Origin of the sequence: Paracoccus aminovorans (genome assembly GCF_900005615.1) — a bacterium.
Taxonomy (GTDB): domain Bacteria; phylum Pseudomonadota; class Alphaproteobacteria; order Rhodobacterales; family Rhodobacteraceae; genus Paracoccus; species Paracoccus aminovorans.
This window is the reverse complement of the sequence record NZ_LN832559.1, coordinates 2,082,110-2,097,394: the sequence shown is the minus strand read 5'-3', so window position 1 is coordinate 2,097,394 and position 15,285 is coordinate 2,082,110. Positions and strand designations below refer to the sequence as shown.

The window sequence follows — 15,285 nt, the reverse complement described above, 5'->3', positions numbered from 1 at the left end:
AATGCCATGCTGGACCATCTGACCTATACCGCGCCGGAACCGAAAGTCATCCAGGGCGCGAAGCAGGATTGGGAACTGGTCATCGGGCTGGAGGTCCATGCCCAGGTCGCCTCGAACGCCAAGCTGTTTTCCGGTGCCTCGACCGGCTTCGGGGCCGAGCCGAACAGCCATGTCGCCTTTGTCGACGCCGCCATGCCCGGGATGCTGCCGGTCATCAACGAATTCTGCGTGGCGCAGGCGGTCAAGACCGGGCTGGGGCTGAAGGCGGCGATCAACCTGCGCTCGGCTTTCGACCGCAAGAATTATTTCTATCCCGACCTGCCGCAGGGCTACCAGATCAGCCAGCTCTACCACCCGATCGTGGGCGAGGGCGAGGTGATCGTGGACATGGCCCCGGGCGTCGCCCGCCGCGTCCGGATCGAGCGCATCCATCTGGAGCAGGACGCCGGCAAGTCGATCCACGACATGGACCCGAACATGAGCTTCGTGGACCTGAACCGCACCGGCGTCGCGCTGATGGAGATCGTCAGCCGCCCCGACATCCGCGGCCCCGAAGAAGCCGCCGCCTATGTCGCCAAGCTGCGCCAGATCATGCGCTATCTGGGCACCTGCGACGGCAACATGCAGAACGGCAACCTGCGCGCCGATGTGAACGTCTCGGTCTGCCCGCCCGGCGCCTACGAGCGTTACCAGGAGACCCAGGATTTCAGCCACTTGGGTACCCGCTGCGAGATCAAGAACATGAACTCATTGCGTTTCATCCAGGCCGCCATCGACTATGAGGCCCGCCGCCAGATCGCCATTCTGGAAGACGGCGGCAAGGTGGTGCAGGAAACCCGGCTCTACGATCCGGACAAGGGCGAGACCCGCTCGATGCGGTCCAAGGAAGAGGCCCACGACTATCGCTATTTCCCCGATCCCGACCTGCTGCCGCTGGAGATCGAGCAGGCTTGGGTGGACGGCATCGCCGCCTCGATGCCCGAACTGCCCGACCAGAAGAAGGCCCGTTTCGTGGCCGATCTGGGGCTTTCCGAATATGATGCGGGCGTGCTGACCGCCGAGGTCGAGAATGCCGATTACTTCGAGGCCGTGGCCCGGGGGCGCGACGGCAAGATGGCCGCGAACTGGGTCATCAACGAACTGTTCGGCCGGCTGAACAAGGAGGGGCTGACGGTGGAAACCTCGCCGGTCTCGGCCGCCCAGCTTGGCGGGGTGATCGACCTGATCGGCTCGGGCGCGATCTCGGGCAAGATCGCCAAGGACCTGTTCGAGATCCTCTGGTCCGAGGGCGGCGACCCGGCCGAGATCGTCGAAGCCCGCGGCATGAAGCAGGTCACCGACCTTGGCGCCATCGAGGCGGCCGTGGACGAGATCATCGCCGCCAACCCAGCCCAGGTGGAGAAGGCCAAGGCCAATCCGAAGCTCGCGGGCTGGTTCGTGGGCCAGGTGTTGAAAGCGACCGGCGGCAAGGCCAACCCGGCGGCGGTCCAGGAACTGGTCGGGAAAAAGCTGGGTGGGTAGGGGCGGTTTGGCGCTCCTACTGCCTGGCACGTTGTCGACATCCGGCGCCCGGCGCCAAGGGCTGGGGCTGTGTCGAAACTCAGTATCTTCGGGTCTGGCGAGAAGTATTTTCGCCGAGTGACACTCCGGGGAGAGTTGAGCAGGACTTTCTCACGCCAATTCGACCCTTGGAGAACAATGTTCCGAGTCTCTGGCCGCCTGACCGAGTTTTGACACACGTTCGGCCGATTGAAGACCGGCATGCAGCGGCCACAAGTCTCTCAAGCCTCCGTACAGGTCTTGGAGCAATAACTGCCGGGCCAAGCCGCCGATTTGAGCGGCGGCTCGCGCGAGGCTGGCCGGGGGACCCCGAGGCGAGGGCGATAGAGGCGGATGCCCTCGAGGGCGTGGCGCCGATTGGCTTTGCCGCGTCGACCTGCACGAGCGTAAAGCGATTTCGGTCGGACGGTCTCCAGTTCGGTCCCTGTGGGGACCTCAGGCAGGCGTCGTCGGCGAGGTAAGACCAACGGCATGGCAGGGCCGGGCCGAGCAACCTAAGGTTCGGCGCCTGCTTGGATAGAATTCTGCCTCGGAACCAGTTCGGCGGGCCGACAAGGATGCTGCAGCAAGAGCCTCGCCCGGTGCCGGAATTATCTCCGGATGGCGAAAGGACGGCTTAGCGCAGACCCATCTCGGCCAGGGCGCGGGCGATTTCGGCCGGCAGGCCCGGTTCCTGCTCGCGCCCCGCGGGCAGGTCGGCCGGGGCGTCGCCGGCAGCGAGGTAGCGCCAGCCCTGGAACGGCCGCCGCGGCACCGCCGCGACCCGCACCAGGTCCCGGTCCAGGATCAGCGCGCAACGGCGGATGCCGTCCTCGCCCTCGACCTCATCAAGGTGCAGGATGCGCTGGCGGGCCTGCATCACCCCCTTGAACACCCAGTAGATCGAACCGCCGTCCAGCAGCTCGGTCTGGCGCTTGGGCCACATGCGGGTAACATGGCGCGCCGGGCTGCCCTGGAAGCGGTGCTGTTGCCAGGTCGCAAGCTCGGTCGGATCGTCGCAGCCGACGCAGAGCTTCATGAGGTGGAGCGTTGCGGTCATGCGCCAGATATAGCCCGACCGCGCGCGTGTGCAACCGCCCGGCCCTTGAACCGATGGCCGGGCGGGGTTAGGCCGCGGGGGCGTTCAAGGAGTTGTCATGCCCGAACCGATCATTCGCCCCGACCGCCGCCAGCCTCTGCCCGAATTCATCGCCATGCTGGCGCTGATCTTTGCCGTCATCGCCTTTTCCATCGATTCGATGCTGCCGGCGCTGCCCGAGATCGCCGCCGCGCTGACGCCCGAGAGCGTGAACCGCGCCCAGCTGGTGCTGACCTCCTTCGTCGGCGGGCTTGGGCTGGGGCTGCTGGTCGGCGGGCCGCTGTCCGATGCCCTGGGCCGCAAGCCGGTGATCCTGGCCGGGTTCCTGATCTATGCCCTGGCCGCGGTGGCGGCGATCTTTGCCGATTCGCTGGAATGGCTGCTGGCCGCGCGCTTCGTGCAGGGTCTAGGTGCCGCCGCGCCCCGGATCGTGGCGCTGGCCATGGTGCGCGACCTCTACCAGGGCCGCGAGATGGCGCGCATCACCAGCTTCGTGATGATGATCTTCATCCTGGTGCCGGCGGTGGCGCCCTCGATCGGGGCGGTGATCATCCATTTCGTCGGCTGGCGCGGCGTCTTCGGCTCGTTCGTGGTGCTGGCACTGGTCGGCGGGTCGTGGCTGCAGCTGCGCCGCCCCGAGACCCTGCCGGTCGCCGCGCGCCGGCCGCTGAGCCTGGGCAGCCTGGCAGCCGCCGCGCGCGAGGTGCTGGCCGACCGTCAGGTGCAGCTGGTGACGCTGGTGATGACGCTGGGCTTCGGCCAGATGTTCGCGCTGCTGAGCTCCGCCCAGCAGCTGTTCGTCGAGACCTATGGCAAGGGCGCCGAGTTCCCGCTGTGGTTCGCGGGCATGGCGCTGCTTTCGGGCAGCGGCACGGTGCTGAATGCGCGCTATGTGCTGCGGCTGGGGATGCGCCGGATCGTGGTCATGGCCTATTGGATGCAGGTCGTGGTCTCGGGCGTGATGGTGGTGCTGGTGTTCGGCGACCTGCTGCCCGAGCCCCTGCGCTTTCCGGCTTTCTTCCTCTGGGCGGTCAGCGTGTTCTTCATGGCCGGGGTGACCTTCGGCAATCTCAACGCCATGGCGCTGCAGCGCATGGGTCATGTCGCGGGCATGGCGGCCTCGGTGGTGGGGGCGTTGTCCACGCTGGGCGCGGTGGTGATCGCGGCGCCGGTCGGGCTGCTCTACGACGGCTCGGCCCGGCCGATCCTGCTGGCGACGCTGATCTGTTCGGGCCTTGCCGCCGTGCTGATGCGCCGGGTGCATGAAGGCTAGGCCGGCGCGGGCCTGCTGGCCCCGGAGGCAAAGTAAAAGCCCCGCTCCGAGTGGGAGCGGGGCGTTCTGAAACGCCGCAGGTGATGGGTTGTGCACGCTGCGGACGAGTACTCAAGGGCTTCGTATTGAAAGCCTCTGCAAACTACAGCCAACGGCGCCGCTTGCCTATTCGTAGATTTACCTACGGTCATTGCAGCCGGAAGATGCACAAAATCGCACGGGCCCGAGAGCGTACAAAAATGACTGTGGAAAGGGAGAAGTGGCAGCCCGTAGGGGAGTCGAACCCCTCTTTTCAGGTTGAAAACCTGACGTCCTAACCGATAGACGAACGGGCCACTTTCTGTTTCCGCCGGGCGCTGTGCCCTGCGGCGTGGAGCGGTATTTAGGCCCTGCGCCGGAGGGCTGCAAGCGGAAAAGTCACCGTTGCCGCAAGTTTTTTCGGCATCCTTCAGCCGGCTGGCGCGGCATCGTCCAGGCGCAGCCGCACCCGCTCGCGCCCGCCCCATTGCGACAGTTCCAGCCGGCCGGCCAGGTGGAAGCGGCGGCCTTTGGCACCCAGCAGGGCGGGGCCCAGCGGGCTGGTCATCGCGCCCCAGGCGACGGCCTCGATCACCGGGCTGCCGGGGCTGCGAAAGCGCAGACGCAGGTGGCTGTCGCCCATGGTTCCGGCGCTGTCGATCACCTGCCCGGCGAAGGCGAAGCGCGGCGCCGGTGCGGCCTGACCGAACGGGCCGGCGCGCTCCAGCATCTGCATCAGCTCGACCGTGGCGCCGGCGGGATCCAGAAGGCCCGAGATGCGCAATTCTCCGGCGCCGGTGCGCTCGGCCATCTCGCGGGCAAGAAGCTGCGACAGGCGGGCCATGGCGTCGGGGATGCGGGCCTCTTCGACGGTCAGCCCCGCCGCCATGGCATGCCCGCCACCCTTCAGCAGCAGCCCCTCGGCGGCAAGGCGCTGGATGGCGCGGCCCAGATCGACGCCGGGCACCGAGCGTGCCGAGCCCTTGCCGATGCCGCCTTCGACCCCGATCACCACCGAGGGCATGCCGGTCGCTTCCTTGATGCGCGCGGCGACGATGCCGACAACGCCCGGATGCCAACCCTCGCCCGCGGCCCAGGCGACCAGGCCGTCGCCGGTCCCGGCCTGCGCCCGCGCCTCGACCTGGGCCAGCGCCTCGTCGCGCACGGCGGCCTCGATGGCGCGGCGGTCGCGGTTCAGAGCGTCCAGTTCCGTTGCCAGCCGCTCGGCTTCGCGGCCGTCGCCGCAGGACAGGCACAGCGCCCCCAGATCGGCGCGGCCGACCCGGCCGCCGGCATTGATGCGCGGGCCCAGAACGAATCCCAGGTGAAAGGCGCTCGGCGCCGAATCGAGCCGCGCCACATCCGCGAGCGCCACCAGGCCGGGACGCGCGCGCCGGGCCATGACCAGAAGCCCCTGGCGCACGAAGGCGCGGTTCACGCCGACCAGCGGCGCCACGTCGGCCACCGTCGCCAGCGCCACCAGGTCCAGCAGCGGGATCAGGTCGGGCTGCGGATGCCCGTCCCGGCGCAGCAGGCTGTTGCAGCGCACCAGGGTCAGAAAGACCACGCCGGCGGCGCAGAGATGGCCCAGGCTGCCGTCCTCGTCGGCGCGATTCGGATTCACCACCGCCAGCACCGGGGGCAGGGTCTCGGCCCCCTGGTGGTGGTCCAGCACGATCACGTCGCAGGTGGCGGCGGCCAGCGCGTCATGGCTCAGCGTGCCGCAGTCGACGCAGACGATCAGGTCGTGGTCGCGCGACAGCGCCGAGATGGCCGGGGCATTGGGACCATAGCCCTCGTCGATGCGGTCGGGGATATAGAGCGTGGCGTCGCGGCCCTGCCGGCGCAGCCAGTCCAGCAGGATCGCGGCCGAGGCGCCGCCGTCCACGTCGTAATCGGCAAATACGGCGATGCGCTGGCCGGCCAGCACCGCAGCGACCAGCCGCTCGGCGGCCTTGTCCATGTCCCGCAGCCCCGAGGGATCGGGCAGCAGATCGCGCAGCTTGGGGTCGAGATAGAGCGGCGCCTCATGCGCGGGAACGCCGCGTGCCGCCAGCACCCGGCTGACGGGCAGCGGCAGGCGGCTGTCCTGCGCCAGCGCCTCGGCGGCGCGTTCCAGGGCGGCGTCGGGACCGCGCCACAGGCGGCCGGTCAGCGAAGCGGTGACGGAAAGGAAGGCGGAAGATGAAAAAGCGGTCATGCGGGTTTCATCCCCCATGACCGCCCGCGGATCAAGATGCCGCCCGCTTACTTGATCGGGTTGCGATAGATCATGCGCCGCACCGAACCGGTCTTCGAGCGCATCAGGATGGTTTCCGTGGTCAGGTAGCCCGGCTCGCGCTTGACCCCGGCCACGATCGAGCCGTTGGTGACGCCGGTGGCGGCAAAGATCACGTCGCCGGTCACCAGCTCGTCGCGCGAATAGATGCGGTCCAGGTCGGTGATCCCGGCCTTCTTGGCGCGGCCCTTCTCGTCCTCGTTGCGGAACAGCAGCTTGCCCCACATCTGCCCGCCCATGCATTTCAGCGCGCTGGCCGCCAGCACGCCCTCGGGGGCGCCGCCCGAGCCCATGTACATGTCGATGCCGGTCAGTTCGGCCTCGGCGCAGTGGATCACCCCGGCCACGTCGCCGTCGGTGATCAGCCGGATCGCGGCGCCGGTCGAACGGACCTCGGCGATCAGGTCCTCATGGCGCGGACGTTCCAGGATGCAGACGGTGATGTCGCCGTCCTCGACGCCGCGCGCCTTGGCCAGCGCCCGCACCCGCTCGGCCGGCGCCATGTCCAGGCTGACCACGTCCTTGGCATAGCCGGGGCCGATGGCGAGCTTTTCCATATAGACGTCAGGCGCATGCAGCAGGGTGCCGCGCGGCGCCATGGCGATGACGGTCAGCGCGTTCGGCATGTCCTTGGCGGTCAGCGTGGTGCCTTCCAGCGGGTCCAAGGCGATGTCCACCTCGGGGCCCTGGCCGGTGCCGACCTCCTCGCCGATATAGAGCATCGGCGCCTCGTCGCGCTCGCCCTCGCCGATGACGACGACGCCCTTGATGTCCAGCATGTTCAGCTGCTCGCGCATGGCGTTGACGGCTGCCTGGTCGGCCGCCTTCTCGTCGCCGCGGCCGATCAGCCGGGCCGAGGCATGGGCGGCCGCCTCGCTGACGCGGGCGAGACCCAGGGACAACATGCGGTCATTGAAATCCTTGGGCGAGGTCATGCGCAAAATCCTTGTGTTTCCGATCTCGTGGGCTTCTACGCGCGCCGCCGCCACCGGGCAAGCCTGCGCGCGCTAACGGTTCAGCTTTCCGCCAGTTCCAGCGCCAGGGCATGGATGCGCGGCACGATGTCGCCCAGGGTGCGATGCACCAGGCGGTGACGGGCGACATGGCCCAGGCCAACGAATTGCGGGCTGGTCATGCGGATGCGGAAATGCGTCTCGCCGCCCTCGCGCCAGCCGCCGTGGCCGCGATGGTTTTCGCTTTCGTCGAGGATTTCCAGTCGTGTCGGGGAAAGCCCCGCCAGCTTCTCGCGCATCTCGTCGGCAATCATCCGCTTCACCCCTTTCATGTCCCGCGAAATAGCCTAAACTGCCTGTCCCGTTGAGGACAAGGCAGTCAGATGAGCAACAGCGACCCGTTCGGCTTCGACATTTCCGCCGCTTCCGACAAGAAGAAGCGCTCAAAGGGCCGGCGCGGCATGTCCGGTGCCTTCGAGACCTCGCGCCGAATCTGCGACAAGGAGGGCTGCAACGAGCCGGGCCAGTACCGGGCGCCGAAATCGCCGCGGGCACTGGACGACTACTATTGGTTCTGCAAGGAGCACGTCCGCGAATACAACCTGAACTGGAACTATTTCCAGGGCCAGTCCGAGGCCGAGTTCCAGGAGTTCCTCAACAATGCCACGGTCTGGGAACGGCCGACCAAGCCCTTCGGCAAAGCGGCCCAGGAACAGAAATGGGCGCGCCACGGCATCGACGATCCGCTGGAGATCCTGGGCGCGAACGGCACCAACCCCGAGGCGCGCAAGACCGCCAGCCGCAAGCTGCCGCCGACGGAACGCAAGGCGCTGGAGATCCTCGAGGCCCGCGATACATGGACGCGGAGCGAAATTCGCAAGCAATACAAGTCCCTGGTTAAGGATCTTCACCCCGACATGAATGGCGGCGACCGCTCGGACGAGGATCGCCTGCAGGAGGTGGTCTGGGCCTGGGATCAGATCAAGGACAGCCGCAGCTTCAAGGACTAAGCCCTTCCGCATCTGCCGCGCCGGGGGCTTTGCGCCCCCGGACCCCCGCAGGATATTTAAGCACAAAAGAAACATGCGAAGCCTTGGCGCCGGACGGGCATCGCGTTCTTTTGTGTCCAAATATCCTGGGGGAGCGCGGAACGCGCGGGGGCAAAGCCCCCTTCTGCCAACCTTAGACCTCGCGTTTCAGCGCCTCGGCCAAGTCGGTGCGTTCCCAGGAGAACCCGCCATCGGCTTCGGGCGCGCGGCCGAAATGACCATAGGCCGCGGTGCGACGATAGATCGGCCGGCATAGCTCCAGATGCTCGCGGATGCCGCGCGGGGTCAGATCCATGGCGCGGGCGATGGCGCGTTCGATCTCGGCCTCGGGGACTTCCGAGGTGCCGAAGGTGTCGGCATAGATCGACAGCGGTTTCGCCACGCCGATGGCATAGGAGAGCTGGATCACGCAGCGTTTCGCCAGACCGGCCGCCACCACGTTCTTGGCCAGGTAGCGCGCGGCATAGGCGGCCGAGCGGTCGACCTTGGTCGGATCCTTGCCCGAGAACGCGCCGCCGCCATGCGGGGCCGCGCCGCCGTAGGTGTCGACGATGATCTTGCGCCCGGTCAGGCCGGCGTCGCCATCGGGGCCGCCGATGACGAAGGTGCCGGTCGGGTTCACCCACCATTCGGTGCGCTCGGTCAGCCAGTCGGCGGGCAGCACCTCGCGGATATAGGGCTCGACGATGGCGCGGATGTCGTCCGAGCTCTGCGCCTCGTCCTTGTGCTGGTGCGAGAGCACCAGGCTGGTCACCTCGACCGGCTTGCCGTTTTCGTAGCGCAGCGACAGCTGCGATTTCGCGTCCGGGCCCAGCATCGGCTCGGCGCCGGATTTGCGGGCCTCGGCCAGCCGGCGCAGGATGGCATGGGCGTATTGGATCGGCGCCGGCATCAGCTCGGGCGTCTCGTCCACGGCATAGCCGAACATGATACCCTGGTCGCCGGCGCCGTCGCGGTCGACGCCCTGGCTGATATGGGCCGATTGCTCGTGCAGGTAGTTGTGGACGTGGCAGGTGTTCCAGTGGAACTTTTCCTGCTCGTAGCCGATGTCGTGGATGGTGTCGCGGGCGATCTGCGTCACCCGGCCCATGTATTCGCCCAGCTTCTTCTGGTCGGTCAGGCCGATCTCGCCGCCGATGACCACGGTGCCGGTGGTGGCGAAGGTCTCGCAGGCGACGCGGGCGGCCGGATCCTCGGCCAGGAGCGCGTCCAGCACCGCGTCGGAGATCTGGTCGCACAATTTGTCGGGATGCCCCTCGGATACGGATTCCGAGGTGAACACATAATTCTGTCTGGCCATGGAGGTGCTCCGTTGAATGACGCCGCCACGCCAGGAAGCCGTTGTGACGGTCAACGCACAGCGATAGTTTACCCGCCGGTTGCCGTCAACCGTGCTGATAACGCCGCCGCGCGGCCAAGGCCAGGGCTGCCAGCACCAGGGCCAGCGCCGGGCCGTCGCCCCAGCGCGTCCAGGGCGTCGGCGGTAGCGCGCCGGGCAGCGCCGCGTCGATGCGGCCGGCGAGGTTCAGCCCCAGCGTGGCGCGCAAGCCGCCTCGGGCGTCGATCACCGCCGAGACGCCGGTATTCGCCGCGCGCATCAGCGGCAGCCCGGATTCGATGGCGCGCAGCCGCGCCTGCGCCAGGTGCTGCCAGGGCCCGGAAAGCGCGCCGAACCAGGCGTCGTTCGTGACCTGCAACAGCCAGGCCGGCCGCGTCTCGCCCGCGATCAAGTGGCGCGAGAAGATCGCCTCGTAGCAGATCAGCGGCTGCATCCGGGGCAGGCCGGGCAGGTCGAGAAGCCGCGGGCCGGGACCGGCGGAATAGCCGAAACCGTGCTGCGCGGCAAAGGCGCGAACGCCGAAGCGCGCCATCAAGTCGCCCCAAGGCGTGTATTCGCCGAAAGGCACCAGGTGGAACTTGTCGTAGACCGGGCCGATGCCGCGTACCGAGAACTCGGTCAGGCTGTTGAAATAGCGGCTGCCCTCGCTGCGCTGGATGCCCAGGATCACCGGCGCGCCGGCGAAACCGGCGATCTCCTGCGGGGCGGTGCCGGACTGGTCGAGTAGGAAGTTCACCGCCGTTTCCGGCCAGATCACCGCGTCGGGCGCCGGGCGGCCGGGGTCGCGGACGGCGGAAAGGTCCAGCAGGCGGCGGAAGAACACCTCGGACCAATAGGGATCCCATTTCAGCGCCTGGGTGGCATTGGGCTGGATCAGGCGCAGCTGAATGGCGGTGTCGGGAGGCAGCGGGCGCACAAGCCGCGCCATGCCGGCGCTGAAGGCGGTTGCGATGACGAGTGCCGACAGTATGGTGCCCGGCACGGCTCTGCGCAGCTGCCGCGCGGGGCCGTGCCAGAAGGCGAGCGGCAGCGCTGCCGCCAGCATGGTCAGGCCGGAAAGGCCGATGGCGCCGAATGTCGCCGCCAGTTGCGCGGCCGGGGTGCCGATCCAGATATGGCCGGTCAGCGTCCAGGGCAGGCCGGTGAAGATCCAGCCGCGCAGCCAGTCCGAAAGCACGATCAGCGCCGCAAAGACCAGCCCCTGTCGGGGAAAGCCCGGGGTGAATCGGGTCGCGGCCCAGGCGGGCAGGGTCCAGAACAGCGCCGCGCCGGCCGCCATCAGCGCCAGGGCGAAGGGGGCCATCCAGCCATAGATCTCGGGTTCGACCAGGAAGGGTTCGACGATCCAGGACATGGCCAGCGCGAAATGGCCAAGACCGGCCGCGAAGGCGTGCCAGGCGGCGGGCCGCGGGCCGGCGGCGCGGGCGATGCGCCAGCAGAGCGCGGCCAAGGCCAGCACGGTCAGCGGCCAGAGGCCCCAGGGCGCCTGTCCCAGCGCCGCGGCGGCGCCCAGGATCAGGTCGAGCGCGAGCGCCGCCCAGGAGGGACGCCCCGGTCTTGCGGGGGTCGGCATGGCTGCCGCCGCCATGGTGCGCCTCAGGCGTCGGCCGCCGTGTCGTCCGGGCTGGGGACGGTTTCGGCTTGCGGGGCCTCGGTTTCAGGCGCGGTCTCGGCCGGCGCATCGGGCTGGGCCTTGGCGCGGGACTTGCGCGGTGCGCGCGGCTTCGCGGGCTTCCTGGCCGGCTTCTCGGCGGCTGCGGCAGGCTCTTCGGCCGCGGGTGAGGCGTCGGCGCTGTCCGAAGCTTCGGCGGCAGTTTCCGGCTCGACCGTGGCGGCCTTGGCCTTGGTGGCGCGCGGCTTGCGCTTGCGGACCGGTTTTTCCGGCGTCGCCGCTTCGGTCGGGGCCTCGGCTGCGGCCTGGGGCAAGGCCTCAGGTGTCGCCTCGGTCACGGGCTCGGGCGCTTCCTCGGCAGGGGCCGGTTCGGCGGCGGCTTCGGGGGCCGCTTCCGGCGCGGGCTTGGCCTTGCGGCTGCGGCTGCGCTTGGGTTTTTCGGCCGGCGCAGGAGCCTCGGTTGCCGGAGTCGGCGCGGCCTCGGTTACGGCGGCGGTTTCGGGCAGCGCCGGAGCCAGATCCTCGGCCTCGACGACCGGGGTTTCCTCGGCCGGCTCAAGGAAGCCGGGGCGGAAGGTGCGGGTCATGAACTCGGGCATGTGCTCGCCCATGCCCATGACCGGATGGCGGTCGGTGCGGCGGTCATCGCGACGCTCGTGGCGGTCGTGGCCGCCGCGCTCGCCCCGGCGGTCGTCGCGCCGGTCTTCGCGGCGCTCCTCGCGCGCGGGCCGATCTTGGCGGCGCTCGGCCTGGGCGGGCGCCTCGGCGCGGGGCTCCGGCGCGGCGGCGCGCTGTTCGCTGTCGTCGCGGCGGCCGCGGCGTTCGCCGCGATCCCGATCACGGTCCCGATCCCGGCCGCGCTCGCGCCGGGTGTTGCTTTCGCGGCCCGGCCGCGGGGCGTCCTGGGCGGCGGCCGACAGGGTGAAGCCCTCGGGCAGGGGCGCGCGGGGCAGGCTCTGCTTGACCAGCGATTCGATGGCGGTCAGGTATTTCTCGTCCGCGGGGGTGCCGATCGAGATCGCGGTGCCCTCGCGCCCGGCGCGGCCGGTGCGGCCGATGCGGTGGACGTAATCCTCGGCATGGCTCGGCAGGTCGAAGTTGATGACATGGCTGACCGCCGGAATGTCGAGCCCCCGCGCCGCCACGTCCGAGGCGACGAGGAAGCGCAGCGTGCCGTCGCGGAAGCCGTCCAGCGTCGCCATGCGGTGGCGCTGGTCCAGGTCGCCGTGGATCGGCGAGGCGTCGAAGCCATGCGCCTTCAGCGACTTGGCGACGATATCCACGTCGGTCTTGCGGTTGCAGAAGATGATGGCGTTCTTCAGGCCCTCGCCCTCGGCCAGGATCAGGGCGCGAAGAAGCTCGCGCTTCTGCTTGGCGGCCTGGTCGCGGCGGGTCGGGGTGATCTCGACCAGCTTCTGGGTGATCGTTTCGCTGGTTGTGGCCTGGCGCGCGACCTCGATGCGTTCGGGCGAATGCAGGAAGGTGTCGGTGATGCGCTCGATCTCGGGCGCCATGGTGGCCGAGAAGAACAGTGTCTGCCGGGTGAAGGGCGTCAACTGGAAGATGCGCTCGATGTCGGGGATGAAGCCCATGTCGAGCATGCGGTCGGCCTCGTCCACGACCATGATCTGGACGCCGGTCAGAAGCAGCTTGCCGCGCTCGAAATGGTCCAGAAGCCGGCCCGGGGTCGCGATCAGCACGTCGACGCCGCGGTCGATCAGCTTGTCCTGTTCGCCGAAGGACACGCCGCCGATCAGCAGCGCCTTGGTCAGCCGGGTGTGCTTGGCATAGATGTCGAAGTTCTCGGCCACCTGGGCGGCCAGTTCGCGCGTGGGGCACAGCACCAGCGAACGCGGCATCCGGGCGCGGGCGCGGCCGCGGCCCAGAAGGGTGATCATCGGCAGGGTGAAGCTGGCGGTCTTGCCGGTGCCGGTCTGGGCGATGCCCAGCACGTCGCGGCCTTCCAGCGCCGGGGGAATCGCCCCCGCCTGGATCGGGGTCGGGGTTTCGTACCCGGCCTCGGAGACGGCTTTCAGAACCTTGGGGTCCAGCTTCAGATCAGAGAATTTGGTCATTCAGGGCTTTCGTAAATCCATGCGCGGAATCAATCCGCGCCGTGCTTGCGTCCTTCGCCGGACCCGAGCGGTTGCAGGGGTCGCGCGGCGGTTCAGGACGCAATTTCCGCACGCCCCTCGCCTTGCCTGCCGGATGCAGACAGCGCGGGCCTAGCGGAAAACCCGGGCTGCGTCAATCTGATGCCGGCTTTTCGTGCGACATCGCCGGTTTGCGGGCCCCTGAGCCCCGGTTGACGGCCCCATGGGGCAGGGGCTATCCCGCAGCGATCACACGGATGGAAGCCATGAACCTTTTCTCGGATATTCGCGCGCTGGTGCTGGATGCGCTGGCGCAGATGGAACGGGCGGGCGAGCTGCCCGCGGGACTCGACACCGCCAATGTGACGGTCGAGCCGCCGCGGGACGCCGCACATGGCGACATGGCGACCAATGCGGCGATGGTGCTGTCCAAGCCCGCCGGCAAGAAACCCCGCGACATCGCCGAGACCCTGGCCGCCCGTCTGGCGGCCGATCCGCGCATTCTCTCGGCCGAGGTGGCGGGGCCGGGCTTTCTGAACCTGCGGCTGGCCCCCGGCGAGTGGCAGGGCGTGGTCCGGGCCGCCCTGACCGAGGGCGCGGATTACGGCCGGTCCGGCATCGGCCGGGGCCGCAAGGTCAACGTGGAGTTCGTCAGCGCCAACCCGACCGGGCCGATGCATGTCGGCCATGCCCGCGGCGCGGTCTTCGGCGACGCGCTGGCGGCGCTGCTGGCCTTTTCCGGCCACGAGGTCACCCGCGAATACTATATCAACGACGGCGGCGCCCAGGTCGATGTGCTGGCGCGTTCCGCCTATGAACGCTACCGCGAGGCCAACGGGCTGGAGCCCGAGATCCGCGAGGGGCTTTATCCCGGCGACTACCTGATCCCGGTGGGCGAGGCCTTGAAGGCGAAATACGGCGACAGCCTGCTCGACCGCCCCGAGGACGACTGGCTGGCCGAGGTGCGCGAATTCGCCACCGAGGCGATGATGGGCATGATCCGCCAGGACCTCGCGCTGCTCAACGTGCATATGGACGTCTTTTCCAGCGAGAAGGCGCTTTATGGCACCGGCCGGATCGAGGCCGCCATCGACCGGCTGCGCCGGGCCGGGCTGATCTACGAGGGCGTGCTGGAGCCGCCCAAGGGCAAGACCCCGGACGATTGGGAGCCGCGCGAACAGACGCTGTTCCGCTCGACCGCGCATGGCGACGACGTGGACCGGCCGGTAAAGAAATCGGACGGCAGCTGGACCTATTTCGCCCCCGACATCGCCTATCACTGGGACAAGATCGACCGCGGCTTCGACGAGCTGATCGACGTCTTCGGCGCCGACCACGGCGGCTATGTCAAGCGTATGACGGCGGCCGTCTCGGCGTTGTCCAACGGCCGCGTGCCGCTGGACGTCAAGCTGATTCAGCTGGTCAAGCTGTTCAAGAACGGCGAGCCCTTCAAGATGTCCAAGCGCGCCGGCACCTTCGTCACCCTGCGCGACGTGGTCGAGCAGGCTGGCCCGGACGTGACCCGCTTTCACATGCTGACGCGCAAGAACGACGCGGCGCTGGATTTCGACTTTGCGCGGGTGCTGGAACAGTCCAAGGACAACCCGGTCTGGTACGTGCAATATGCCAGCGCGCGGGTGAATTCGGTGCTGAATCGGGCGGCCTCCATGGGCGTCGACACCTCGGACGCGGCGCTGGCGGCGGCCGATCTGTCGCTGCTGTCGCATCCGGCCGAGCTGGATCTGGCGCGGAAAGTTGCAGAATGGCCACGCATGCTGGAGATCGCCGCCCGCGCGCACGAACCGCATCGGGTGGCCTTCTTCCTTTACGATATCGCCTCGGAGCTGCATTCGCTCTGGAACCGCGGCAATGACGAACCCGCCCTGCGCTTCGTGCAGGAGGGCGATTCCGGGGCCACGGCGGCGAAAATCGCGCTGGCCCGTGCCGTCGGCGTTGTCATTTCGGCCGGTCTTGGTATCTTGGGGGTGACTCCGGCCAAGGAAATGCGCTGACAAAGGCGCCCCGCCGGGGA

Annotated in this window: 11 protein-coding genes, 1 tRNA gene and 1 riboswitch; of the genes, 4 read left to right on the top strand and 8 right to left on the bottom strand. The window is 68.6% G+C overall.

The genetic code is table 11. From position 1 onward, the window contains the following. Positions 1-6 precede the first annotated feature (6 nt). Positions 7-1,521, top strand: a complete 1,515-nt coding sequence (gene gatB, locus JCM7685_RS10450) for an Asp-tRNA(Asn)/Glu-tRNA(Gln) amidotransferase subunit GatB (protein ID WP_074966307.1) — start codon at positions 7-9, stop codon at positions 1,519-1,521. A gap of 655 nt (positions 1,522-2,176) precedes the next feature. On the opposite strand, the gene JCM7685_RS10445 is transcribed toward gatB, so the two are convergent. Continuing rightward, the gene (locus JCM7685_RS10445; protein ID WP_074966306.1) at positions 2,177-2,599 is read right to left on the bottom strand and encodes a DUF1489 family protein; all 423 of its coding nucleotides are present in this window, start codon (positions 2,597-2,599) and stop codon (positions 2,177-2,179) included. Positions 2,600-2,696: 97 nt separating this feature from the next. On the opposite strand from JCM7685_RS10445, the gene JCM7685_RS10440 reads away from it, so the two are divergent. After that, the gene (locus JCM7685_RS10440) at positions 2,697-3,911 is read left to right on the top strand and encodes a multidrug effflux MFS transporter (RefSeq protein WP_074966305.1); all 1,215 of its coding nucleotides are present in this window, start codon (positions 2,697-2,699) and stop codon (positions 3,909-3,911) included. A gap of 260 nt (positions 3,912-4,171) precedes the next feature. Here the strand turns inward: JCM7685_RS10440 and JCM7685_RS10435 are convergent. The 4 genes from JCM7685_RS10435 to JCM7685_RS10420 form a co-directional block, all read right to left on the bottom strand. Beyond that, positions 4,172-4,246: transfer RNA gene (locus tag JCM7685_RS10435), tRNA-Glu, on the bottom strand. A gap of 113 nt (positions 4,247-4,359) precedes the next feature. Next, positions 4,360-6,129 (bottom strand): single-stranded-DNA-specific exonuclease RecJ, encoded by a 1,770-nt coding sequence (gene recJ, locus JCM7685_RS10430; RefSeq protein ID WP_074966304.1) that lies wholly within the window; start codon positions 6,127-6,129, stop codon positions 4,360-4,362. Positions 6,130-6,176: 47 nt separating this feature from the next. Beyond that, positions 6,177-7,142: a class II fructose-bisphosphatase gene (gene glpX / locus JCM7685_RS10425; protein ID WP_074966303.1), complete on the bottom strand. Its 966-nt coding sequence runs from the start codon at positions 7,140-7,142 to the stop codon at positions 6,177-6,179. 80 nt (positions 7,143-7,222) lie between these two features. Further along, positions 7,223-7,474, bottom strand: a complete 252-nt coding sequence (locus JCM7685_RS10420) for a BolA family protein (protein WP_074966302.1) — start codon at positions 7,472-7,474, stop codon at positions 7,223-7,225. A gap of 69 nt (positions 7,475-7,543) precedes the next feature. Between JCM7685_RS10420 and JCM7685_RS10415 the strand changes: the two genes are divergently transcribed. Next, on the top strand, positions 7,544-8,170 hold the full coding sequence (locus tag JCM7685_RS10415) for a J domain-containing protein (protein ID WP_074966301.1): 627 nt from the start codon (positions 7,544-7,546) through the stop codon (positions 8,168-8,170). Between the two features lie 172 nt (positions 8,171-8,342). On the opposite strand, the gene metK is transcribed toward JCM7685_RS10415, so the two are convergent. The 3 genes from metK to JCM7685_RS10400 form a co-directional block, all read right to left on the bottom strand. Continuing rightward, a complete protein-coding gene (gene metK, locus JCM7685_RS10410; protein WP_074966300.1) occupies positions 8,343-9,509 on the bottom strand; it encodes a methionine adenosyltransferase in 1,167 nt (388 codons plus the stop codon). A 5-nt stretch (positions 9,510-9,514) separates the two neighbouring features. Continuing rightward, positions 9,515-9,562, bottom strand: a riboswitch (SAM-SAH riboswitch). A gap of 32 nt (positions 9,563-9,594) precedes the next feature. Beyond that, a complete protein-coding gene (gene lnt, locus JCM7685_RS10405) occupies positions 9,595-11,136 on the bottom strand; it encodes an apolipoprotein N-acyltransferase (RefSeq protein ID WP_231964618.1) in 1,542 nt (513 codons plus the stop codon). A gap of 8 nt (positions 11,137-11,144) precedes the next feature. Further along, the gene (locus JCM7685_RS10400) at positions 11,145-13,235 is read right to left on the bottom strand and encodes a DEAD/DEAH box helicase (RefSeq protein WP_074966299.1); all 2,091 of its coding nucleotides are present in this window, start codon (positions 13,233-13,235) and stop codon (positions 11,145-11,147) included. 284 nt (positions 13,236-13,519) lie between these two features. Between JCM7685_RS10400 and argS the strand changes: the two genes are divergently transcribed. Further along, positions 13,520-15,265: an arginine--tRNA ligase gene (gene argS / locus JCM7685_RS10395; RefSeq protein ID WP_074966390.1), complete on the top strand. Its 1,746-nt coding sequence runs from the start codon at positions 13,520-13,522 to the stop codon at positions 15,263-15,265. Positions 15,266-15,285 lie beyond the last annotated feature (20 nt).